The following is a 23,694-nucleotide window of genomic DNA, read 5'->3' as shown; positions in this document are numbered from 1 at the left end:
TCGGGACGGCAATCGATCAATGAAAGAGCGCAACCCACACGATCCGGCCCTTGTCCTGTGCATGGGATCTGGAGGTCGCCGACCAGCCACCAGCCGTCATGACGAAGACGGTAAGGCATCTGGGCGGAACGATCGGGCTGGGTCGTGTCGGTGTTGCGCATGAAAAAGAAGATGCGCTCCCCGATTGCAGAATTTGTGCAGGCGAGGAGGAGGTATTGAGGAGTTCGTCAGTCCGCCGAGCAGGTCACGTCGCCGTCGATCTCGACAGGACCGTCGCGATAAAGGCTGACGTGATAATGGCCGGGGAAGAAGCCGTCTTGCTCTGCGTCGGCGTGTGTGGTGATGAGCAATTCGGACGACGAAAAGGCGCCGCTATTGTCTTCGGTATAGAAGCGCAGGTTTAGCAAATTTTCGTCGTACCAATATTGCGTCAGCATCGCATCGGTGAACACCACAACTGGCTGATCTGACGCCGGCCCGTCGAGGCCGGCCCGCAGCTCGGTGCGCAATTGCAGCACTGGATCGCCCGAACCATGCGGCACCACGCCCATGATGTCGAAGGCCACATGCTGATCTTGCACGCTGCAGGATAGCGTCCCAGTGGCTGCCGCGGGCGCGATACCGGCCAACAGTACGAGGGCGCTCAAAGCGATAGTGGGCAGACGCATGGTGACGGTCCTTGGCTGATGATGTGTTGGGGCGCCTATAATGGCCCCAGGTTGAACCTCCGACCCGCAGTTCATTCAGTCTGGGTTCACCCGCAGCGGGCGATGACAAAGCAGTCCCGCCGCAACAGTTTTTCGAATAGAGCATTCATGCCCAAGCGTCCTGCCCACGTCACCGCGCTGCTCGCCGCCACGCTGGTTCTCGCCACCAGCCTGCCCACTCTCGCCGCCAGCAATATCTGCGATTTTCACGCCTATTCGGATGGCTCGGATCCCGCCGGCACCAATGTGCGCAGCGGCCCCGGCACCAGTCACGAAGTTATCGGCGTGCTCAAGGCGGTCCACGACGCGTCGGACTATGACTGGTCGCCGGAATTTGACGTCACCAAATTTGATAGTGGCTGGTTCCAGATCGGCGATGCGAGCATAGGCGACTTTGGCGACATCCCCCCACACAAGGTCTTCAAGGGCCCCGGCTGGGTGTCCGCCAAGCTAGTGGACTTCGTCATCGAAGACCCGCTGCTGCGTGACGGCCCATCACCGGATGCCAAAACCGTCCTCGACATGCATAGCCTCGACGATCAGGTCAATCCATGGAACCTGGATGAGGTCCGCGTGCAGACAGTCCATGCCTGCGACGGCGGCTTTCTCGACGTGACGATTACCAATCCCGCCGGCCAGACCAAGCGCGGCTGGGTCAACGATCTCTGCGGCAGCCAGGCCACTACATGTCCATGAGGTCCGTCGCCCTCGCCGCCCTGTTGATCGGCCTTGCCGCTGCTCCGGCCTTCGCTGCGGCCGTGACCTATACGGGTACGCGCGGTGACCAGAAGATCATCCTCGAACTCACCGAACCCGAAGATGGCCCGGTGCTCGGTCGTTATACTCAGCTATCCGACGGCGCTGACGTGCCGCTGCACTTCATCATTCAAGGCAAGGACGGCTTTGAACTCGCCGAGGAAAAGCGTTGTACGCCTGAGATTTGCGTAGTGCCCGAAGACGGCGACTACAGCACCGCGCCGTTGGGCGCTCACTGGATTCTCCACTACGCGCCCGACCGCTCGACCCTGACCGGCCTCTGGCGCGCCGATCCGCCGTCCGCCGCGGTGGTCGAGGTGATGCTGACCCGCATCGGCCAGCGCACTTACGATCGCCAGGACACCTTCGCCTACGATAACTTCCTCTGGAACGACTATACCGGCGCCCCGATCGCGCTTGAGACCACGCCCTACGACTACGCCAAGATGCAGGTGCCGCTGACCGAGGGGCCGCTCCAGACCATGAACGGCGCGACCTATCACGACGTGGTCGATCCGCGCACCAAGTTCACCTTTCCCCGCGTCGTCGCGCTGCCGGCTGGTGGCGACATCGCCCCGGTCAACCTCATGCTCGACCAGCAGCGCTGGGCCACCAGTTTCATCGGGCTCGAGTGCCTGGGCCAGGACTATCTGAGCGGTGGCTGGGATGAGCGGCGCGTCGGCGATGGCTATAGCCCGCTGGGCGATGTCGACCAGGAAGGCATTTCGGTCGATTATGTCAGCGACACCGTGATGAGCATCAGCCAGAGCGGCAGCCTCTATTGCGGCGGCGCCTCCCCCCACAATCACATCGATTATTACACCTATGATGTCCGTGCCGGTGGCGCGCTGGATCTCGGCGCGATTTTCAAGGACTGGGATGCCACTACCGACGATCCGGCTCAGGCGCTGATCGATTGGGTCATCGCTGCCTATCCCAAGACGCCCGACTATGACGCCGATTATGCGGCGGAATGCGAGATCAACGAGAACATCGCCAAGCATCTCGACATCAGCTTTGCGCCGGACGACACCGCCGTATTCCTGATCGGAGGCATCGACCAGGCCGCCTGCATGGGCGCCATCGTCGCCGCGCCTTTGGCCGATATCAAGGACCTGCTGACCGACACCGCCGTCGATTATTTCCCATCGCTGAAATCCTGAGGAACGCGCTGACCCGTCCGGCATTGCGCATTGAGGAGAACACAACCACGGTTGCGAAATTGATACGACGCGCTTCGGCGGTCACATGCCAGCCGATTTTCAGCATGCATTAAGTCCCTGTATTTTTGTAGGAATTTGCCGATGACGCTGGGTTTTGTTGGGACGGGTACGATCACGGCCGCAATCGTGCGGGGGCTGCGGCGCGACGGCGATGATCGGCCCATAGTGCTGTCGCCGCGCAATGCGGTGCTTGCCACCGAGCTGGCTGCCGGTCTTCCAGACGTCCAGGTTGCCGCCTCCAACCAGGATGTGCTCGACCGCTGCGACACCGTCTTCATCGCCGTGACGCCGCAGGTGGTCGCCGAGGTGATGGGGGACTTGCGCTTCGAGCCCCGCCACCGCGTCATCAGCCTCGTCGCCACCGTCTCGATGCGCCGCCTGTCCGAATTGGTGGAGCCGGCCGGACGTCTGCGCCGCGCCGTGCCGCTGCCTTTCGTCGCGGTCGGGCTGGGCGGCACCTTGCTCTACCCAACCGATCCCGAAATCGCGGCGCTGTTCGATCGCCTCGGCCGCGCCATCACCCTGGCCAGCGAGGACGACATCGATGTCCTGACCGTCGCCAGCGCCACCATGAGCGCCTACTTCGCCACCATGGCCAATATCGACAGCTGGCTGGTGGAAAAGGGCATTCCGGCCGAGCAGTCGCGGGCCTATCTGGCCCAGCTTGGCATCGGGCTCGCGGCCGCCGCCGCCGATCATCCCAACGTCAGCTATGCCCAACTGGTGCACAACTATGCCACGCCGGGCGGCCTCAACGAACAATTGCGCCAGCATCTGGACAAGACCGGCGCGCAGCAGAGCTATAGCGAGGGCCTTGATGCGCTTTTCACCCGCGTTAAGGGCCGCTAACGCGAAAATGCTGGCAGGCAAGCGACAGCGCCGTTGATTTTCTGCGCAATCCAAATAATATCGTCCCCCAATAGACTGGCAATGACCAGCAGGGTGGAGACGGACCAATGGCATCTTTGGATTTGCGCAATATCGAAAAGGGCTACGGCACCGTTTCGGTCATCAAGGGCATCGACCTGCATGTCGATGAGGGCGAGTTCGTCGCCCTGGTCGGCCCCTCCGGCTGCGGTAAGTCCACCATTTTGCGCATGATCGCCGGGCTTGAGGATATCACGGGCGGCGAGATCGCCATCGGCGATCAGGTCGTCAACGACATGACCCCGCGCGAGCGCAATATCGCCATGGTGTTCCAGAGCTACGCGCTCTATCCGCACATGACCGTGTCGCGCAATATGAGCTTCAACCTCGAGCTTTCGGGCAAGCCCAAGGCCGAAATCGCCAAGCGTGTCGCCAACGCCGCCCGCATGCTGGAACTGGAACCGCTGCTCGAGCGCAAGCCCAGCCAGCTCTCCGGCGGCCAGCGCCAGCGCGTCGCTATGGGCCGCGCCATCGTGCGCGATCCGTCCGTGTTCCTTTTCGACGAGCCGCTGTCCAACCTCGATGCCAAGCTGCGCGTGCAGATGCGCGGCGAGATTAAGGCCCTGCACAAGAAGGTCGGCGTGACCTCGATTTACGTCACCCACGACCAGGTCGAGGCCATGACCCTGGCCGACCGCGTGGTGGTGCTCGACAAGGGCGTAATCCAGCAGTCGGGCACGCCGATGGAGCTGTACCGCCACCCAGCCAATGTCTTTGTCGCGGGTTTCATCGGTTCGCCATCGATGAACTTCCTCGATGCAGTTATCGTCGGGCCGGGGCAGGCCAGGACGCCCGAAGGCGTAGTGTTCGATTTCGTGCCCGGTGGGGCGGTGACAGCGGGGCAGGCGGTCATCATAGGCCTACGGCCAGAGCATTTGCTGCTCGACGGCCCCGGCACCGTGCTGGATGGCGATGTCGATTATGTCGAGCCCACAGGCGGGCAGACCTTCGTGAATTTGAAGATCGGGGAACGCGCGATCACGGTTGTGGTCAGCGGCGCTGTCGACGTCGTGGCCGGCAGCCGCCTGAGCGTCCGCGCCGGCCGCGACCAGGTGCATGTGTTCGATGCCGAAAGCGGGGCGCGGGTCAGCGCTTAGAGGAGCAGCGGGCGGGTGGAGATGAGCGGCTAGGCGCTGCTCTTGCGCCACCTTCTACTTTCTTCCTTCCCGCGGACTTGATCCGCGGGCCTCTCACCGCCCACGCCGTGTTGAGAGCGGCCCGCGGGTCAAGCCCGCGGGAAGAACGGTGAGTGGGGAACAATGTGCCACATCCTCGTGGTTCGAGGCGCCAAGCGGCGCACCTCACCATGAGGGCTACTCTTGGACTTGCGATTTCCCAGTAGCCCTCATGGTGAGGTGCGAGCACTTCGCGAGCCTCGAACCACGAGTGCGTGCCCCACCCTACTTCACCGCCCCAGCCGTCAGCCCCGCTATGATGTGCTTCTGCGCGGCAAAAAACACGATCACGGTCGGCAAGATCGTCAGCGTAATAAACGCCAGGATCAGCTGCCAGTCCGTCGCGAATTCGCCCTTGTAGACCATGATCCCGAGCGGCCAGGGATACTTGCTCTCCGAGTTCAGCATGATCAACGGCAGGATATAGCTGTTCCAGCTCCCCACGAACGAGATGATACCCACCGTGGCGATGATTGGCCGGCTCAGCGGCAACGAAATGTGCCAGAAAAACCGGAAATAGCCCGCGCCATCCACAAACGCCGCGTCGAACAACTCATTGGGCAGATTGCGGAAATAGTTGCGAAACAAGAGAATGCTCATGCCCAGGCCGAACGCTACCTGCGGCAGCACCACGCCCCAATAGGTATCGAGCAGCCCCAGATCGCGGATGCGGATGAACAGCGGCAGGATGGCCGTTGCGGCGGGAAACATCAGCCCGACCAGGAAGTAATTCAGCAAAAAGTCCGAACCGAAAAACTTCACATGCGCGAAGGTAAAGGCCGCCATCGAGGCGAACAGCAGCGTCAAAAACACTGTTAGCACCGCGATCAGCAGCGAATTGCCCATCTGCAGCCAATAGCGCTGGCTGAACAGGATGTCCCCATAGTTCGACCAGATCCACTCCCTGGGAATCCCGAACGCATTGCCGCGCAGATCGCCAATGGTGCGGAAGCCGCCAAAGGCAGTGGTGAGCAGCGGCACCACGACGATCGCCGCGACGATTATCAGGCAGGCGTAGAGGTAAGTCTGCGTCTTCACATTCAGCCGCCGACCGCCAGTAGCGGCCGTCGCGGCGTCAATCGGGGGTGCGGTCAGCTCAGTCATTTTTCATGAAAACCCGCTTGTAGCTGAACGCCAGGGTGACGCAGATGATGAACAGGATCACGCCCACAGCCGAGCCGAAGCCGACCTGCATGCGCATCACGCCGAACGAGAACAGGAAGGTCACCAGCGTCTGGGTGGAATTGGACGGACCGCCGCCAGTGAGCGGCATGATCATGTCGAACAATTGCAGCGAGCCAACCACGGCAAAGAAGATCGACAGCCGCACCGTCGAGCCGAGCAGGGGGAGGGTGACGCGATAGAATTTCTGCCACCCCGTTGCGCCATCGATATCGGCGGCTTCCAGCACGCTCTTGTCGAGCGACTGCAGCCCGGCGATGAACAGCATCATGTGGAAGCCGAAATACTTCCAGACGATGACCGCCAGTACGGCATAGAACGCTACCTGCTTGTCGGCCAGCCAGAATGGCGGCGTCTGCCCGAAAGTGCGCGCGATATTTGCCACCAGCCCGAATTCGCCATCATAGACGAAGCGCCAGATCAGGCCAGCCGCGACATCGGCCAGCACATAGGGCAGGAAGAAAATCAGGCGGAAAAACGTCGCGCCCTTGATGCTCTTGGTGACCATGGTGGCCAGCCACATCGCGAGCGGCACCTGGATGCAGATCGAAATCAGGATGATCAGGCCGTTGTTGACCAGCGCGTTGCGGAACGCACTTTGCTTGAACACCAGCTCGTAATTCTTCCAGCCGATCCATTGTTCGGGGAGGCCGTAGCCATTCCAGTTGAAGAAGGAATACCAGGCCGCCTCGCCCATCGGCAGGATGACAAAGACGGTGAACAGCAGCAGCGCCGGCGGCAGGAACAGCACCAGCACCGGCCATTTGCCGCGCATCTGCGCGCGACGGCGGGTGGTCAATCCCAGGAAACTGGTTGGGCGCGCTGACACGCCACTCGCGGTAGTGATCTGGCTCATTGTAGCCGGTCGCTCCTGCATAAAACGAAAACCCGCCGCGCCATCCTAAGACGACGCGGCGGCAGGAGGAATTATTGTTCGAGCGAGAACGCATCCTGGATCTGCTGCAGGGCGTCTTCCGGCGTCACTTCGCCAGAGACGATGCCCACAGACATGTCGTTCACGACGCGACCGACATTGGGGCCCAGGTCCTGGTCCAGATAGTTCTGGTGCCAGGTGGCCTTGGCCATCTGCCCAGCGCTATCGGCCATTGACGGGTCCTTGACGCCGCTGTCGGCGCCCAGCGTCGTCGGCAGGATGTTATTCTTCTCGGCCATCGTGGCTTCATTAGCCTCACTGGTCAGGAACTTGAGGAAATCCTCAGTTTCCGGCGGCGCATTGGTGGTCACCACCCAGCCATTGAGGCCGCCGAAGTCGTCGGTGATGACACCGGCGCCGCCATCAACCAGCGGGAAGGCAAAGCGGCCCAGGTTTTCCGGCGGCTGGCCCTTGCCGTCGGTGGCCACGTTGGCCTGGTTCTGCGGCGTTGCAGTGTTTTCAAAGGCCAGGAGAATGGCCGCGCGACCATCGCCGAAAACGGCCTGTGTGTCGTTCCAGTTGGCACCGAGATAGCCGTCCTGGAAGGGTTCCAGCTTGCCCAGATCGGCGAGATCCTGGCTGGCCTTGACGAAAGCCTCGCCCTGGAAGCCTTCGCCGCCCTTGGCAGCGTCGAACCCGGCCTTGCCGGCTTCGCGCATCGCCAGATAGCTCCAGTAGAAATGGAGCGGCCACTTGTCGCCACCGCCACCGGCGATCGGGGTGATGCCGGCGGCTTTGATCTTGGTCACGGCGGCCAGGAAATCGGCCCAGGTCTTGATCGTCGTCGCGTCTACGCCGGCTTTCTCGAACAGCGCCTTGTTGTAGAAGAACGAAACCAGGCCGGACTGGGTTGGCGCGGCATAAACTTTGCCATCGACGCTCAGGCCATCGACGGCAGCAGGCGAGATCGTGTTGCGCCACGCGCCACCATCGGCATCCATCGCCGCGGTAATGTCGCGGATCTTGCCGGTTTCCGTTTGTGCCTTCAGCACGCCGCCGCCCCAGGTGTAGAAAATCGAGGGCGCGTCATTGGACTGCAGCAGGGTCGGCAGCTTGGCCTTGAAGGCCTCGTTTTCGAGGAACTGGAACTCGATCTTGACGTCTGGATGGCTGGCCTCATAAGCAGCCGCGATGTCCTGCCAGGTCTTGAGCCGATCCGGATTGGCTTCCAGATGCATCCATTTGATGGTGCTTTCCGCGTAGGCCGCGGTTACACCGGCGGTCAGGGCGATCGCACCCAGCGCGACCATAAACGAACGCCGCGTGGCGCGGCCAAAATGCAATTTCATGGTAATCCTCCCGCATGGACATATTTGTCCTTGATGCGCATTAAATAGTGCGCGGGTTTATCGATCTGTCAAGGCCTCGCTGGAAACGTGTCCGCGACCGAGCAGGAAATTGCCGGATATCGGGCGTTTTGCTCTTGCGCGCCTACCGAACCCGCGGCTACAACCACCGCACTTAATTCGCGTCGCGTTGTAATTGCGGCCGCGAGGGGACGAACCGAGTTATTGCCGCCCGATGAAGACCGCCGACCCCGAATTGATGCGGGCGATCAACCGCTTCCACGTTCTCGACACCATTCGGCGGTTCGGGGCGATTTCGCGTGTCGAGATCGGCGAGCGCACCGTGCTCTCCGCCACCACGGTCTCCGCCATCACCGCCTCGCTGCTCGATGACGGACTGATTTCCACCCGCCACGAAGGCGATCTGCGCAGCGGCGGCGCCCGCGGCCGGCCCCGCGTCATGCTGACGCTCAATCCCGAAGCCGCCCGCGTCGTCGGCGCCAAGATCGCGTCCAACCGGCTGGTGTTCTGCGTCACCAATTTCCAGGGGGACGTGCTCGCCAGCCTCACCCTGCCGGTGCGCGTCGATCGCCTGCCGGTTGAGGTCATTGCCGATCTGGTCGAGGACGGCGTGCGCCGCTGCGTCATGGATGCGGGCCTGGCGCTCAACGAAATCAAGACCGTAGCCCTGTCGCTGCCCGGCATCATCGAGCACGGCACCGGCCGTGTCCGCTCCAGTGCCGTGTTCCGCGATGCCAATGTGTCGCTCAAGGAAGCCATCGTCAAACGGCTGGATATCGACACCATCGTCGAAAGCGACGCCAACGCCATCACCATGGCCGAGCACTGGTTCGGCCGCGGCCGCGACTGCGACGATTTCGTGCTGGTGGCCATCGAGGAAAGCCTGGGCCTCGGCGTGTTGCATGGCGGCCAATTGTTCCGCGGCGCCCGCGAACTCAGCCTCACTCTGGGCGACATGATCATGGGCTCGGACCCCGAACATGCCATCAAACTCTCCGAACTGGCCAGCGAGCGCGCCATCCTCGACGGCGACCATGGCGACTCGCGCGTCCGTGACGCCATCCGCCTGGGGCAGGGCATGGGCCGCGTCCGTGGGCTGATCGAAGAGGGCGACAACGAATTGCGCATCGCCGCCGCCCGCGCTGGCTCGGCTTTGGGCATCGCCATCGCCAACCTCGTCGCCCTGTTCGCGCCACCGCGCGTCATCCTCGTCGGCTCGACCCTGGCTCTGGGCGATTACCTGCTGGATTCCCTGCGCCTCGCCTTCGCCAAGGCCATTCCAGATCCGCTCAAGAACGTCGCCCAGATCGTCATCGACGAGGTCAGCGATGAGCTATGGGCCCGCGGCGCCGCCGCCGTGGCGCTCGGCGAACTTTATGGCTCGCCCTGGGGCACCACCGGCCCGGCGCGCCGCAGCAATACAACCGAATTTTCAGACACCGAAGCGGGGAGATAAATCATGGACAAAGTTGGTATCGGCATTATCGGCCTGGGCAATATTTCGGCTGCCTATCTCAAGGCGAGCAAGGATTTCCCCATTCTCGATATCCGCGCCGTCGCGGACATGAACCCGGCCGCCGCCAAGGCCCGCGCCGATGAATTCGCCCTCAAGGCCGTCGCCCTCGACGATATCTTCACCGACCCGTCGATCGATATCATCCTCAACCTGACCATCCCCAATGCGCATGTCGATGTTGGTCTGCGCGCCATCGCTGCCGGTAAGCACGTCTATTCGGAAAAGCCGCTCGGCGTGGTGTTCTCCGAGGGCCAGAAGCTGCTTGCCGCCGCCAAGGCCAAGGGCCTGCGCGTCGGCTCGGCACCCGACACTTTCCTCGGTGGCGCGCACCAGACCTCGCGCCGCATTGTCGACGAGGGCACGCTGGGTCAGCCGGTCGGCGGCACCGCCTATTTCATGTGCCCCGGCCATGAGCGCTGGCACCCCAATCCCGCCTTCTACTACGAAGCCGGCGGCGGTCCGATGCTCGACATGGGTCCCTATTACATCACCGATCTGGTCAACCTGTTTGGCCCCGTCGCCAAGGTATCGGGCTTCGGCACCATGGTGCGTCCGACCCGCACCATCACGTCCAAGGAACGCAATGGCGAGGTTATCCCCGTCCACGTTCCCACCCATGTCTCGGGCACGCTGGTGTTCCAGAACGGCGCCGTTGTCCAGGTGACGATGAGCTTCGACGTCGCCGCCCACAAGCACGTGCCGCTGGAAATCTACGGCACCGAAGGCACCCTGATCGTGCCCGATCCCAACCATTTCGGCGGCCAGATCCAGCTGCTAAAAAAGGGCGGCGAATGGGCCGATATAGAAACTGACATGCCCTATGCGGGCGAGGGCAATTACCGCTCCATCGGCCTGGCCGACATGGCCCACGCCATCGTCTCCAATCGCCCGCATCGTGCCAGTGGCGATCTGGCTTTGCACGTGCTCGAAGTCATGGAAGCGTTCGAGACCTCGTCGCAATCGGGCCGGGTCATTGACATCACCACGCCGGTCACCCGACCGGCGCCGCTATCGGAATCGCTGGTCGACGGCCGGCTGGGCTAAAGCATATTCGGAGGAACTACTATGCGCGAAGCACTGATCGTCTGGGGTGGCTGGAGCGGGCATGAGCCCGAACAATGCGCCGCCATCATCAAGACCATGCTCGAAGAAGACGGCTTCAAGGTCTATGTGGAAAACACCACCGAGGCTTTTGCCGATCCCTCGATCAAGGACCTGAGCCTGATCGTGCCGATCTTCACCATGAGTAAGATCGAGAAGGAAGAGGTCTCCAACCTCGTCGCCGCGGTCCAGGGTGGCGTGGGCCTTGCCGGCTATCACGGCGGCATGGGCGACGCCTTCCGCGATGCGGTCGATTACCAGTTCATGGTCGGCGGCCAGTGGGTGGCTCACCCCGGCAACATCATTGACTACCGCGTCGATATCACCCGCTCGGATGACCCTGTGATGGCCGGCGTCGACAGCTTCGCCTACCGTTCCGAGCAATATTACATGCATGTCGACCCCTCCAACGAGGTGCTGGCGACCACGACGTTCAATGGCGATCACGCCTATTGGATCAACGGTGTCACCATGCCGGTGGTGTGGAAGCGCAAGCATGGCGAGGGCCGGGTGTTCTATTCCTCGCTCGGCCACGTCGCCAGCGAGTTCAAGGTGCCGCAGATGAACACCATCCTGCGTCGCGGCATGAACTGGGCGGCACGGTAGAACCCCTCACCCTGCTTGCTCCGCTGAACGCGTCCCAAGCTGTCCCTCTCCCACAAGGGGCGAGGGTGACGACTGACAGTTCTCGGCTCTGTCCCCTTCTCCCCTTGTGGGAGAAGGTGCCCGAAGGGCGGATGAGGGGTCTTTGCTCTCGGCGGCATTGCCACATTCACAAACCTGTTCCTCCCCCTTATGGGGAGGGCTAGGGTGGGGCACCTACGCCGCCCCTGAGCCCAACGCCCATGCCCTTCCAAGCCCTCCTCACCGAAAAGTCCGAAGCCGGCGCCATCACCTCCAGCGTCCAAACGCTGGATAACTCCCGCCTGCCGGACGGCAACGTCACCCTCACCGTCGAGTGGTCTGGCCTCAACTACAAGGACGGCCTCGCCCTCACCGGCGGTGGCGGCATCGTCCGCACCTATCCTCACATCGGCGGCATCGACGCCTCGGGCACGGTCCTCGACAGCGCCGATCCCCGCTATGCCCCCGGCGATCAGGTCATCCTCACCGGCTGGCGCGTCGGCGAAACCCATTGGGGTGGTTACGCGCAAAAGCTGCGGCTCGACGCCAACTGGCTGGTGCCGCTGCCCAAGGGCATGTCCACCCGCACCGCCATGATGCTGGGCACCGCCGGGTTCACCGCCATGCGCGCCATCGACCGGCTCGAAGCCAATGGCCTCACCCCCAGTGGCGGCGAAGTGCTGGTGACCGGGGCAGGGGGCGGCACCGGCTCCATCGCCGTGCACCTGCTCGGCAAGCTCGGCTACCAGGTCGTCGCCGTCTCCGGGCGCCCGCAGCTGGCCGAGGGCCTCCGCCAACTTGGCGCGACCAGCATCATCGCCCGCGACGAACTGATGGCCACGCCCGACAAACCCCTCGAAAGCGCCCGCTGGGCTGGCGTTGTCGATACGGTTGGCGGCGCCATGCTGGGCAAGGTGCTCAAACAGGTCAAAGCCCAAGGCGCCGTCGCCGCCTTCGGTAATGCCGGTGGGATAGAACTCAACACCACCGTGCTCCCCTTCATTTTGCGCGGCGTCGCCCTGCTCGGCATCGACAGCGTCATGCAGTCTTATTCGGCCCGCATCCCGGCCTGGACCCGCCTCGCCGAACTCTTCGATCCCGTCGCCTTTGAACCCTTCGTCAGCGAAGTCGGCCTTGCCGAACTGCCCCAGGCCGCCCGCGATATCCTGGCCGGCAAGGTGCAGGGGCGGACCTTGGTGAAGCTTCGATAGCCGCTCTTCACCTCGCCCCTCCGGGGAGAGGTCGGCGCGCAGCGACGGGTGAGGGGCCTTTCCCACGCGCGTCACCCAGTAAAGGCCCCTCACCCGACCCAAGAGGGTCGACCTCTCCCCAAAGGGGCGAGGTGAAGGTCGGCTACCACCATCAGCCCATCATACAATATTCTACTAAAAACATAGACATTATCGTTTTGTAGATTTCAATTCTACCAGCCTCCCCGTCGGGGCAAGCAATTTGTCCCGCGCCCATCGCATTCGCAACGCCCGCTCTCGCCGTGGACCAGCACGGCGTGCTCGTATTGTCCTGTCGCCGCTATGCCGTGTTCGAAGGAAAAAACCTCCATGTCCGTGCTTGATCTGGCCACCCTGTCGCCCGCCTTTGATCCCGGTCTACTGTCCTCGGTCGATAGCGATAGCTTCAAGGATTCGATGCGCCATCTGGCTGGGGCCGTCAGTGTCATCACGGTCGGCAAGGGCGATGACCGCACCGGCTTCACCGCCACTTCGGTGTCGTCGCTGTCGGTCGATCCGCCTTCGATCCTGGTCAGCCTCAACCGCGCGTCCTCGTCCTGGTCGACGCTGCAGCGCCACGGCCATTTTGCCGTCAACGTCCTCGCCCATGACCAGCAGCACATTGCCGACCGCTTTTCCGGCCGGGGCGGCATCAAGGGCGCCGACCGCTATCTCGGCGGCCAGTGGCAGGAACTCGTTACCGGCACGCCGGCCCTGGTCGATGCCCTGACCGTCCTCGATTGCGAGCTGGAAGAAGCCATCGACCGTCACTCCCATGCGATCCTGATTGGCCGGGTCCGGGCCGTCACCACGCGTGGCGATGCCCAGCCGCTGATCTACTGGCACGGCAGCTACCGTCACATCGGAGGTCCGTCGAGCAGCTAGGTCATAGCTGTCGCCAATTTGACATATGACGCCTATAGGTCGCGCAGACGACTGGAGGGCGCATGACCGATATCAAACTGCAATCCATCGCCAAGAACTTTGGTGGCGCGCCGGTGCTGTCCGATATCGACCTGGACTTCGCCGCCGGCTCGTTCACCGCACTGCTCGGCCCCTCCGGCTGCGGCAAGACCACTTTGCTGCGCCTGATCGCCGGCTTCGAAACCCCCAGCGCTGGCGAAATCCTGTTCGGCACCCGCACGGTCGCCACGCCGGAGCACCAGGATGCACCCGAGGATCGCGGCGTCGGCATCGTTTTCCAGTCCTATGCGCTGTGGCCGCACATGGATGTGGCGCAGAACATTGCTTATCCTCTCCGGGCTCGCCGCATAGAATCCTCGCTGATCGCCCCCAGGGTGGCGGCGGCGTTGCGAACCGTGGACCTTGCCGGTTTCGAGTCTCGCCGCGTCGATGAACTCTCCGGCGGCCAGCGCCAGCGTGTTGCTTTGGCGCGGTGCCTCGTCGCTGAAACCCAGGCCATCCTGTTCGACGAACCGCTGGCCAATCTCGACGTCCACCTGCGCGCCTCGATGATCGAGGCCTTTCGCGCCATCCACCAGCGCACCGGCGCCACCATCATCTATGTCACCCACGATCAGGCCGAGGCGCTGGCCCTGGCCGACCGTATCGCCGTGCTGGATGGTGGACGCCTACAACAACTTGGCACCCCGCAGCAGATTTACGGTTCCCCGGCCAACGCCATGGTCGCCGGATTCGTCGGCCGCGGCAGCATCGTGAGCGCCACGGTGGACGGGCAGGGCGCGAGCGTGGCTGGCCATCACTTCGCGGCGCGGGGAACTGCTCAGACCGGTCCCGCCAAGCTGCTGCTCCGCCCCGAATCCCTCCACCTGGCCGATGCCGGCATCGCTGCCACAGTGGACGGCCTAAGTTACAAGGGCCCGGTCTATGAGCTGCATCTGACCATCACCGGCTCGCGTGAGCGCCTTGTCCTCGATAGCCCCGAGCCCGTCGCGGTTGGTGCCAAGGTTCATGTCGCCGTCACCGACGCCTGGATCGTTCCTGGCTAGCGCCAAGAGTACGCTCGATCTATTGTACCTGATCCATCCCCACCCACCGTCCTTCCCGCGGGCTTGACCCGCGGGCCGCTCTCAATCCGGCACAAGCGGCGAACGGCCCGCGGATCAAGTCCGCGGGAAGGAAGGAGTGGTAAGCTCGAATATCACTCAGCCCCTCAACGCCAGGGCAAAACGCCTGCCGGCAGTTTGTGCCCCAGCCGGTCCACCGCCAGCAGCAAGACGACAACCGCTACGATGGTGGTCACCGCGACCGCCGCCGCGTGGGTGGCTAGGCCCGCCTCCTCGAGGCTGAACAGGATCACTCCCAGCGTCTCGTGCCCGCCCGACCACAGCAGCGCCGAAACTGTCAATTCATTGAACGCCGTCATGAACACCAGCAGCGCTCCCGCGACTGCGGCCGGCGCCGCCAACGGCGTCGTGATGGTCAACAGCCTCCGCAGCGGCCCGGCGCCCGACGACGCTGCCGCTTCCAACAGATCATGCGACATCTGCCCGATAGCGGTGGTGACGGGCTTGAGCGCCAGCGCCAGGAACCGCATCAGATAAGCGATCAGGATTATCCAGGCGGTGCCATATAGGCTGCCGATCAACGGCAGCGGCTTGAGGAACAACAGGATACAGGCGCTGGACAACACGATCCCCGGCAGCGCATAGGGCAAATCAACCAGCCCATGCGCCAGCCGTTGCCCCCGTCGCGACAGATGCGTCAGCGCAATAGCCAGCGGCACCGCACCCAGCGCCAGGATCACTGCCGCCGCACCGGCGAGGCTTGTGGAATTGACGAATGCCCGGATCGTCGACGCCTGTCGCGTCAGCACCTCGGCATAATTGTCGAAAGTCAGCGTCGCCCAAGTCAACGGCACGCCATAGGACGGGATCAACGACGTGCCGACCAGCGCCAGGATCGGCAGCGCGATCATTACCAGCAGCACGATAAACGCCAGGACCGACACGGGCAGGCGCCATCCGCGGAGGCTGAACCGCGCCGACGTCCCCGCCGTGAAACGATGCCCACGTCCGCGCAAGGCAAAACCCTGCAACCCAACCCCAAGTAGCGCCAGCACCCCGATCAGGATCGACAGCGACGCCACCTGCGGCAACACCCCGGAGCCGTAGCTCGAAAGCTGCTGGTAGATCAGCGTCGTCAGCGTCAGGTAATTGACCGGCATGCCCAGCAGTGCCGGAATGCCGAAATTGCCGATGCCGGCCACAAAAGCCAGCGCCGCCCCCGCCGCCAGATAAGGCCGTACGAGCGGCAGCACCACATCGAGTAAGACCCGCAGCGGCCGAACGCCCGACGCTCTTGCGGCCTCGACATAGTCGCGCGGAATTCCCGCCAGCCCCGCCCGCACGGTGATGAACACGATCGGCGCATGCTGAAACCCGTAGAGCGCGATGATGCCGCCGCGTCCAAGCAGCGGATTGCTAGAGCCGGGTGGAGGCGCCAATCCGAACGCTCCCAAAAGAGCGCTCGACGGCCCCAGCAGGTGCATCCACGACAGTGCCGTCACCTGCGGCGCGACCATCAGCGGCAGCAAAAGAAGAAATCCAGCAAGCTTGCGCCCAGCCATGTCGCTCATCGACACCAGCAGCGCAAACGGCACCCCGATCAGCAGCGCCAGCACGGCCCCGAAAAACGCCGTATCTACCGTATTGAGCGTGGCCCTCAGCGTCGCCGCCTTGGCAGCTCGCTCCAGAAAAATCGATAAATCCAGCACCCCGCCCGGCGCCAGCGCCGCCCAAACCAGTCGCGCCATCGGCAGCAGGCACAGCACCCCAATCACGACAAAAACGAAAATGACGGGCAATGCAGTGCCGGTCATCCGACCAAGCGACACACCCATCCTGCCCGAGAGGGAGAGGCGAATGTCCGTGTCGCTGGAACTGTTTAGCCGTGTTTCGGTCACGCTGACTTTGAAGATTACTGGCCGAAGATTTCGGTGAACTTTTCCTTGTTCGCCGCGTCGTCGGCAAGAGCCTTGGCCGCGTCATAACCGAGCACGTGGATCGAAGCGCGATCTGGATAGCCGGCGGGCAGGGCCACGCTGGCGCTGGCAGGGATGTAGCCCATGGACGAGGCGAGCTGCTGGCCTTTTTCCGACAGCAGGAAATCGATGAACAGCTTGGCCGCATCGGGATGCTTGGCCGACTTGAGAATCGCCACCGGCTCGGTCACCGCCGAAACGCCTTCGGTGGGAAACACGAAACCAACCGGCGCACCCTTGGCGGCTTCGCGGATCGGCAGGTAGTCGACGATCATGCCATAGAGCTTGTCGCCACCGGCAACCGCCTTCAGCACATCGCCATTGCCGCCCGAGGCGAGAGCGCCATTAGCCGCCAGCGCCGTGTAAAAGTCCCAACCGCCGTCGAGATTACCGGTCAGCGTCACCGCATGGATCATCGCCGCGCCCGAAGTCAGCGGGCTGGGCATGGCGATCTGGTCCTTGGCTTCCGGCTTGGTTAGGTCCAGCCAGCTGGTCGGCACCATTGGCGCCGCCGTGTTGTAGATGATGCCGGTGGTGATCAGCTTGGTCGAGAAATAGCTGAAGTCCTTGTCCATCAGGCCCGGCTCGAAGCCCGCCACATTGGCTTCGGGATAGGCCTGCAGCAGGCCTTCCTGCTTGAGGCCTTCCATGGTGACCATGTCCGAGATCAGCAGCACATCGGGCTGCGGCGCGCCGGCTTCGATTTCGGTGCGCAGCTTGGCCATGATCAGCGGGGTGCCGTCGCGCACCCACTCCACCTTGATGCCCGGATTGGCGGCCATGAACGCGTCGGCCGTGGCCTGCGCATCGGTATTGGGCTGGCTGGTATAGAGCACCAGCGTGTCATCGGCAGCGAGGGCCGGGGTGAACGCGGTGGCGAGCATGAGGCCCGCAAGGATGAGGTGGCGCATGGAGAGCTCCTGATCTGCCGTTGCAGTCGATGCCGACCCGAGGCGGGCCGACCGTTGGCGGGAGCCCTAGCGGCTGCGGTTGACGGTTCGATGACAATGGCCGGGCTTTGCACCGCGCCGCAATAACGCGGCGGCTCAATGTCCCTTCGGTCGCTGTTCTCCCGCTTCGATGCGGATGGGCAGGATGTTTTCCGGCGGCGGCAGCGGGCACACCGCGTGGACCGTGAAGGCGCAGGGCGGATTGAACGCCTTGTTGAAGTCGAGAATGATGGTGTCGTCGGTCAGCTCTTCCCCGTAGAGGAACCGCGACGCGCCATAGGTCTCGGTCTTGGAGGTGAGGTCGCGCAGCACGAATTGCGGCTTGGCGGCAGTGCCATGGGTGGGCAGCAATTCGTAGGTGACGCCGTCATGGGTGAAGACGGCCTTGCGGGTTATCGTCACCGTCGTGGGAATGCCGAGGACCGTGTCGACATCCATCTCTATAGGCCGGTCCAGCTTCACCCAGTCGGCGATCTTTCGCCAGTTCGGGTCGATCGGGAAATAGGGCAGGCCGGGAAAGTTCACGCGTTCCGGCGCATCGATGTCGCGCACCCGCAAGGCGTTACGGCCGTCCATCGTCGTCACTTCCAGCCGCAGCGAGCCGAGGGCGAAGCGGGGCGGATTGACGGGATCGATCTTGAGCACGATGGGCGCCGCGCCAGCTTCTGCTGGCTGGAACGTCACGCCGTTTTGGTCCTGCGTAATGCTGCCAAGGTGGGCGGGGCCGGCGGACAGTATGATGTCATTGCTTTCGTCTGAACCGACACTGGCGGTGCCGTCTTCCAGCCAGAACCGGCCAATGACGTTGAGCCAGCCATCTTCGGCGGTGAGATGGGCAATGCGCTGCGCCTGCCAGTCCTTGATCGTCGCGTCGTAATCAGAAGCCATAGGATCCACCAAAGTTCAGGCCGGCATGCGCGGAGCGCTGTCGATCAATTTACGCGTATAGGGATGTTGCGGGTGGTCGAGTATCTGGCGCGTCTTGCCGTTTTCGACAATGCGGCCGCGCTCCAGGATCACGATGTCCTCGCACAGCGAGGCGACGACGCCGAGGTCGTGCGAGACCAGCACCAGTGTCATTTTCCGTCCAAGCGTCTTCAGCAAATCCACGATGCGGATGCGTGTCGAGAGGTCGAGGGCACTGACGGCTTCGTCGGCGAGTATGAGTTCGGGGCGCGAAACGATGGCGCGGGCGATTGCGATGCGCTGCCGCTGCCCGCCGGAGAATTCATGCGGATAGCGGTTCATGGCATCCGCAGGCAATCCAACGGACACCAGCGCTGCCTCGACCGCCTCGCGATGCGGCACCGCGATATTCAGCGATTGCAGCGGTTCAGCAATGATGCCGAAGACGTTCTGGCGTGGGTCGAGCGAGGAATAGGGGTCCTGGAACACCGCCTGCACGGAGCGGCGATACGCGCGCATGAAGCCGCGATTGCCGGCGTCCAGCATCTGCTCGCCAAAGCGAATAGTCCCCTTGGTCGGTCGATTGAGCCCCAGCAGCAGCCGCAGCAGTGTGGTCTTGCCGGAGCCCGATTCACCGACGATGCCGAGATTCCGGCCGCGCTTGACCACGAGGCTGACATCGTCCAGCACCTGCCGGTCGCGGGCATAGCCGAAGCTGACATGGTCGACGGACAGGATCATGGCGTGCGGCCCAGCGCTTGATCGAAGGCGCGCGCAGCCTCGACTAGGGTCTTCGTGTAGGGGTTCTTCGGCACGCCGAGCACGTCGCGCACCGCGCCTTGCTCCACGGCCACGCCGTTGCGCAAAACCGTCAGCCGATCGACCACGTTGGCGACCACCGGCAGGTCGTGGCTGATGAACAGCAGCGCCATTCCGAGGTCGCGCACCAGGCTGTCGAGCAGCTTCAGGATTTCCGCCTGCGTCGTCACATCCAGCGCCGTGGTTGGCTCGTCGGCGATCAGTAGCTTTGGCTGGCACGCCAGTGCCATGGCGATCGCTACCCGCTGCCGTTGTCCGCCCGAAACTTCGTAGGGATAGGCGGCGGCAATGCGCTCCGGCTGGGGCAGGGCGACGCGCTCCATCAGTTCGAGCACTTCGTGTTTGATGGCTTTCGGGTCGAGCCCCTCGCGCCGATAGCGCCGCCGCAGCGGCTCCTCGATCTGGCGACCGAGCCGCATCAGCGGATCCAGCGCCGTCAGTGGCTCCTGGAAAATCACCGCCGTAGCGCTGCCACGCAATTGCCCGAGATTGCGTTCGGATGCGCCGATAACCTGCTGCCCATCCAGAGTGATCGAGCCGCTGGCCACGATATTGCGCGGCAACAGCCCGATGATCGCCATCGCCGTCAGTGACTTACCGGACCCCGACTCGCCGATCAGCCCCACCCGCTCGCCCACAGCGACCGTGAACGACAGGTCGGACACCAGCGGCCGTTCCGCCGCGGAAATCTTTAGTCCTTTGACCGACAACAGGCTCATCGCGAGCCTCGCCGTGTCGGGTCGCCGATGTCACGCAATCCGTCGGCCGACAGGTTGATGCCGATGACCAGGATCAGCAGGGCCAGCCCCGGCGCGATGGCGCCGAAGGGCGCGGTATAGACCGTGCCCTGCGCTTCCTGCAGCAGGCGCCCCCATGAGGCATTAGGCGGCGGCGCGCCCAGGCCCAGATAGGACAGCGAGGCCTCGGCGGTGACGGCGATGCCGAACTGCAGCGCGAAATTGACCAGCAGCGTCGGCCAGATATTGGGCAGCACATGCTTGACCACGATTTGCGGCCATGACGTGCCCGAGGTGCGGGCAGCGGTGATGTAGTCCATGCCGATGACCCGTTTGGCGAGGATGCGCGTCAACCGCGCCACGATGGCCGAAATGGCGATACCTAGCGCCAGGATCGCCGTCCACAGGCTCGCCGTATCGCTGGCCGCCACCACCAGCATGGCCAGCAGCAGGGTGGGAAAGGCGATCAGAATGTCGAATGCCGCGGCAAAGGTGTCGTCGAGCAGCCGCGTGGCGAAGGCCGATAGCACGCCCAGCGTGACCCCGATGGCCGCCCCGATGGCGACCGCGCCGGCACCCACCATCAGGGCGATGCGCGAACCGATCATGATCTGCGTAAACAGATCGCGGCCCAACCGGTCCGTGCCAGCCCAATGCAATAGCGATGGCGTTTCCAGCCGCCCGCCCGCCGTGCTGGACGGATCATAGGGCAGCCAGACCAGCGTCAGCAGCGCCACGGCCACATTGATCCCCACCAGGGTCAACCCGAGGGCGAAGAGCCACGAGCGCCGCGATTTCCGCGTCGGTAGTGCAGCCACTGCGCTCATGGCGATCCCACCATGCGATCCCGCAGGCGCGGATCGACCAGGCGCTGCACCAGGTCGGCGATAAACCCGATCAGCAGCACCAGCAGCGTCGAGACGAACAGCACGCCCTGCACGTTGGGATAGTCGCGTTGCGAAATCCCCAGCAGCAGCATGGAGCCAAGGCCGGGCAGGGCGAACACCCTCTCCACCACCACGGCGCCCAAAAAGGTCGAGGCCAGCTCGATCCCGATAATGGAAATGATCGGCACCACGCCATTGCGCACGCCATGGCGCAGCAGCGCCTCCGTAAATCCGGAGCCGAGCGCTCGCGCGGTACGCAGGTAATCGCTGCCCAGCACATCCTGCGTCGCGGAACGCACATAGCGCAGCAGCGAAGAGGCCATCACCACCGCAATAGTCAGCACGGGCAGCGCCAGGTTACGCAGCGCCTCCAGCGGCTCCGCCCAGCCGTGGCGGGGAAATCCGCCCGAGGGAAATAGCCGAATATTGATGGCAAAAGCCGTGACCAGCAAGATGCCCACCCAGAACACCGGAATGGCGATGCCGAGCTGCGATACCACCGAAATCACACCGCCATACCAGCGATCGGCCTTGACCGCGGCGACGATGCCTAGCGGCACGGCGAGGACGATGGCCAGCGCGAACGACAGCAGCGTGACGGGAATCGTCACCGTCAACCGGTTAGGAATTTCCGCGCCCACCGGCGCCTGGCTGACGAATGAGGTGCCCAGATCGAAGCGGGCGAGGCTGGAGACGAAGCGCACGAATTGTTCAGCCAGCGGCAGGTCCGAGCCGACTTGGGCTTTTGCCGCGGCGATTTGCTCGGCGGTGGCGCCAACGCCCAGCAGGGCATTTGCCGGATCGCCCGGCAGCAGGCGCAACAGCGCGAACAGCACCACCGAGGCGAGCAGCAGCGAGAGAATGAGAATGGCGAGCCGGCGCAGGATATAGCTGAGAATAGGCAGCCCCTTTCGCCGGCTCGCGCGGAATTATTCCGCCTTTTGAATGTCGTAGGCGAAGAACTGAGAGTTCAACCCGTTGACCGGATAGCCGGTTACCGAGGCAGCCGATACCACGATCTGGGGATAGAGATATAGCCAATCCGATGCCGCGTCTTCGGCAATAAGTTTGTTGGCTTCGAGCAACTTGGCGGTCTGTTCGTCCACCGTGGCACTCGCTTCGGACTGCTTGATCAGCTCGATCACCTTGGGATTGTTATAGCCCCAATAGAAATCCGGGTTGCCGTAGAACACGATATCGCGGTGGTTCACGTGCTCCTGAAGCGTCGCCGCAAAGTCCAGCGATTGATACACTTTGGTGTACCATTCGTTAGCCGTGATGATGTTGATCTCGACGGTTACGCCAACCTTGGCCAACTCGCTCTTGATGAATTCGGCGACGATCGGATGCGGGTCGTAGTCGGGCGTATCGAGTTTGAAGGTGAAGCCATCGGGGTAACCGGCCTCGGTCAGCAGCGCCTTGGCGCTTTCCGGGTCATAGGCGTCGACGGCGGTCAGATCGGTGTACCACGGGTCGGTCGGCGGTACGAACGAGCCGATCAGCGTGCCGTATTCGCCCCAGATCGATTCGAGCAGCTTCTTGTCGTCGATGGCGCGGGCGATGGCCTTGCGCACCTTGACGTTGTCGAACGGCGCGACGCGGTCGTTGAAGGCCAGGATTTCCTTGGTGGTCGACTGGCCGTTGGTGACGGTGAAGTCGGCATTATCCTTGAACTGCGCCAGCGCATCGGGGCTCTGCACCGAGGTGATGATGTCGACGGCGCCGGTCAGCAGCGCATTGTTGAGCGCTGTGGCATCGGTGAAATAGTTGAAGGTCACGCCGGCATTGGTCGGCGCGGTGCCCCAGTATTTGTCGTTGCGGTCGAGCGACAGGGTCGAACCGCGGCGCCAATCGGCCAGAGTGTAGGGGCCGGTGCCGTCTTCCTTATCGGTGAGGCTGGTGGCGGTATCGTTGACGATCCACACATAGCTCAGGTTATAGGGAAGGGAGATCGACTTTTCCGACAGCGTGATGACCACGGTAGCGTCATCCGGCGTTTCGATCTTGGCGATGGTCGCGAGGCTCTTCTTGCGCGAGCTCTTGGAGGCCTCGGCGGTGACGCGCTCAATGCTGGCCTTGACGTCGGCCGAGGTCAGCGGATCGCCGGAGTGGAAGGTCACGCCCGACTGGAGCGTGAAGGTGTAGGTCAGGCCGTCTTCGCTGACGGTGTAGTCCTTTGCCAGCGAGTTTTCGACGGTCCCGGCATCGGTCAGTGCGAACAGCGCCTCATAAACGTTGCCGTTGAAGGCCTCGTTGACGCCCTGGCCGGCGCCGGCGGTGTTGTCGAGGTTCTGTGGCTCATAGAGCGAACCGATCTCGATAACGGCATCCTTGTCGAACGCGGCCTGGGCCAACACGGCCGGGCTGACGCCGAGCAGGGCGACCATGGCGGCCGTCGCGGCGATGGCGCGCGCCCCAAACTGGCGGCGCGTGACGCTGCCGCGGAAAATCGAATTGCTCATCTATAAAAACTCCTGATCGTTCCGCTCGGTCGAGCGGGGCGCACGGTTGACGCAACCGCGTGGCGCCGTCTGGTGTATCGATACAATGTCACTTGCCGAATGCCTACTCAACGCCCTGCGGTGCGGTTCCATTTTTTTTAGGTGCAGTAAAATCGATCTCTCGATTCTGCCTCGCTTTTGATAAAGCCATTCTTTGCATCGGTTCGTGCGCATCTTCGCCTTGCGCGAGTGGGCGACGTCGCCAATCTAAGCTATTAAAATACTGCCGCCCCTATCCGAAAGCCCCGC

General features: G+C 63.2%; 22 protein-coding genes. 10 read left to right on the top strand and 12 right to left on the bottom strand.

Annotation, left to right across the window (positions count from 1 at the left end):
- Window positions 1-227: 227 nt before the first annotated feature.
- Window positions 228-668: a hypothetical protein gene (locus JWR51_RS13735; protein ID WP_299748284.1), complete on the bottom strand. Its 441-nt coding sequence runs from the start codon at window positions 666-668 to the stop codon at window positions 228-230.
- 147 nt (window positions 669-815) lie between these two features.
- On the opposite strand from JWR51_RS13735, the gene JWR51_RS13730 reads away from it, so the two are divergent.
- The 4 genes from JWR51_RS13730 (at window position 816) to ugpC (ending at window position 4,710) form a co-directional block, all read left to right on the top strand.
- The gene (locus tag JWR51_RS13730; protein ID WP_299748282.1) at window positions 816-1,403 is read left to right on the top strand and encodes an SH3 domain-containing protein; all 588 of its coding nucleotides are present in this window, start codon (window positions 816-818) and stop codon (window positions 1,401-1,403) included.
- Window positions 1,394-2,626: a hypothetical protein gene (locus tag JWR51_RS13725; protein WP_299748280.1), complete on the top strand. Its 1,233-nt coding sequence runs from the start codon at window positions 1,394-1,396 to the stop codon at window positions 2,624-2,626. Before JWR51_RS13730 ends, JWR51_RS13725 begins: the two co-directional genes overlap by 10 nt.
- Before the next feature lie 141 nt (window positions 2,627-2,767).
- Entirely contained in the window at window positions 2,768-3,535 is a 768-nt protein-coding gene (locus tag JWR51_RS13720; RefSeq protein ID WP_299748277.1) for a pyrroline-5-carboxylate reductase, read from the top strand.
- A 107-nt stretch (window positions 3,536-3,642) separates the two neighbouring features.
- Window positions 3,643-4,710 (top strand): sn-glycerol-3-phosphate ABC transporter ATP-binding protein UgpC, encoded by a 1,068-nt coding sequence (ugpC, locus tag JWR51_RS13715; protein WP_299748275.1) that lies wholly within the window; start codon window positions 3,643-3,645, stop codon window positions 4,708-4,710.
- 303 nt (window positions 4,711-5,013) lie between these two features.
- Here the strand turns inward: ugpC and JWR51_RS13710 are convergent, their stop codons facing one another.
- The 3 genes from JWR51_RS13710 to JWR51_RS13700 all read right to left on the bottom strand — a co-directional run bounded on the left by JWR51_RS13710 (window position 5,014) and on the right by JWR51_RS13700 (window position 8,154).
- A complete protein-coding gene (locus JWR51_RS13710) occupies window positions 5,014-5,892 on the bottom strand; it encodes a carbohydrate ABC transporter permease (protein WP_299748274.1) in 879 nt (292 codons plus the stop codon).
- Window positions 5,885-6,745 carry a sugar ABC transporter permease gene (locus JWR51_RS13705; RefSeq protein ID WP_299748374.1) on the bottom strand — a complete coding sequence of 287 codons (861 nt, stop codon included), beginning with the start codon at window positions 6,743-6,745 and terminating at the stop codon, window positions 5,885-5,887. Before JWR51_RS13705 ends, JWR51_RS13710 begins: the two co-directional genes overlap by 8 nt.
- A gap of 152 nt (window positions 6,746-6,897) precedes the next feature.
- Window positions 6,898-8,154, bottom strand: coding sequence for an extracellular solute-binding protein (locus JWR51_RS13700; RefSeq protein WP_299748372.1), 1,257 nt, complete (start codon window positions 8,152-8,154; stop codon window positions 6,898-6,900).
- A 271-nt stretch (window positions 8,155-8,425) separates the two neighbouring features.
- Here JWR51_RS13700 and JWR51_RS13695 point away from each other — a divergent pair, with 271 nt between their 5' ends.
- The 6 genes from JWR51_RS13695 (at window position 8,426) to JWR51_RS13670 (ending at window position 14,651) form a co-directional block, all read left to right on the top strand.
- Complete coding sequence (locus JWR51_RS13695) at window positions 8,426-9,667, top strand: ROK family transcriptional regulator (protein ID WP_299748272.1); 1,242 nt, start codon at window positions 8,426-8,428, stop codon at window positions 9,665-9,667.
- A gap of 3 nt (window positions 9,668-9,670) precedes the next feature.
- Window positions 9,671-10,771, top strand: a complete 1,101-nt coding sequence (locus tag JWR51_RS13690) for a Gfo/Idh/MocA family oxidoreductase (RefSeq protein ID WP_299748270.1) — start codon at window positions 9,671-9,673, stop codon at window positions 10,769-10,771.
- Window positions 10,772-10,792: 21 nt separating this feature from the next.
- Entirely contained in the window at window positions 10,793-11,434 is a 642-nt protein-coding gene (locus JWR51_RS13685) for a ThuA domain-containing protein (protein WP_299748269.1), read from the top strand.
- 239 nt (window positions 11,435-11,673) lie between these two features.
- Window positions 11,674-12,663: an acryloyl-CoA reductase gene (locus JWR51_RS13680; protein ID WP_299748267.1), complete on the top strand. Its 990-nt coding sequence runs from the start codon at window positions 11,674-11,676 to the stop codon at window positions 12,661-12,663.
- A 348-nt stretch (window positions 12,664-13,011) separates the two neighbouring features.
- Window positions 13,012-13,566, top strand: a complete 555-nt coding sequence (locus JWR51_RS13675) for a flavin reductase family protein (protein WP_299748265.1) — start codon at window positions 13,012-13,014, stop codon at window positions 13,564-13,566.
- 62 nt (window positions 13,567-13,628) lie between these two features.
- Window positions 13,629-14,651 carry an ABC transporter ATP-binding protein gene (locus JWR51_RS13670; RefSeq protein WP_299748263.1) on the top strand — a complete coding sequence of 341 codons (1,023 nt, stop codon included), beginning with the start codon at window positions 13,629-13,631 and terminating at the stop codon, window positions 14,649-14,651.
- A 164-nt stretch (window positions 14,652-14,815) separates the two neighbouring features.
- Here the strand turns inward: JWR51_RS13670 and JWR51_RS13665 are convergent, their stop codons facing one another.
- From JWR51_RS13665 to JWR51_RS13630, 8 genes are all read right to left on the bottom strand, one after another.
- Window positions 14,816-16,483, bottom strand: coding sequence for an iron ABC transporter permease (locus JWR51_RS13665; protein WP_299748261.1), 1,668 nt, complete (start codon window positions 16,481-16,483; stop codon window positions 14,816-14,818).
- 98 nt (window positions 16,484-16,581) lie between these two features.
- Entirely contained in the window at window positions 16,582-17,556 is a 975-nt protein-coding gene (locus JWR51_RS13660) for an ABC transporter substrate-binding protein (protein WP_299748259.1), read from the bottom strand.
- Window positions 17,557-17,691: 135 nt separating this feature from the next.
- A complete protein-coding gene (locus JWR51_RS13655) occupies window positions 17,692-18,483 on the bottom strand; it encodes a DUF1684 domain-containing protein (protein WP_299748257.1) in 792 nt (263 codons plus the stop codon).
- Between the two features lie 15 nt (window positions 18,484-18,498).
- Window positions 18,499-19,242, bottom strand: a complete 744-nt coding sequence (locus JWR51_RS13650) for an ABC transporter ATP-binding protein (RefSeq protein WP_299748255.1) — start codon at window positions 19,240-19,242, stop codon at window positions 18,499-18,501.
- Complete coding sequence (locus tag JWR51_RS13645) at window positions 19,239-20,039, bottom strand: ABC transporter ATP-binding protein (RefSeq protein WP_299748253.1); 801 nt, start codon at window positions 20,037-20,039, stop codon at window positions 19,239-19,241. The genes JWR51_RS13650 and JWR51_RS13645 overlap by 4 nt, the downstream gene beginning before the upstream one ends.
- Window positions 20,036-20,884 (bottom strand): ABC transporter permease, encoded by an 849-nt coding sequence (locus tag JWR51_RS13640; RefSeq protein ID WP_299748251.1) that lies wholly within the window; start codon window positions 20,882-20,884, stop codon window positions 20,036-20,038. Before JWR51_RS13640 ends, JWR51_RS13645 begins: the two co-directional genes overlap by 4 nt.
- Complete coding sequence (locus JWR51_RS13635) at window positions 20,881-21,828, bottom strand: ABC transporter permease (protein ID WP_299748369.1); 948 nt, start codon at window positions 21,826-21,828, stop codon at window positions 20,881-20,883. The genes JWR51_RS13640 and JWR51_RS13635 overlap by 4 nt, the downstream gene beginning before the upstream one ends.
- A gap of 45 nt (window positions 21,829-21,873) precedes the next feature.
- The gene (locus JWR51_RS13630) at window positions 21,874-23,331 is read right to left on the bottom strand and encodes an ABC transporter substrate-binding protein (RefSeq protein ID WP_299748367.1); all 1,458 of its coding nucleotides are present in this window, start codon (window positions 23,329-23,331) and stop codon (window positions 21,874-21,876) included.
- Window positions 23,332-23,694: the final 363 nt, after the last annotated feature.

Source organism: Devosia sp. (assembly GCF_028290625.1).
GTDB lineage: Bacteria > Pseudomonadota > Alphaproteobacteria > Rhizobiales > Devosiaceae > Devosia.
The sequence above is the reverse complement of the archived record's forward strand: the minus strand, read 5'-3'. Positions and strand labels throughout refer to the sequence as shown.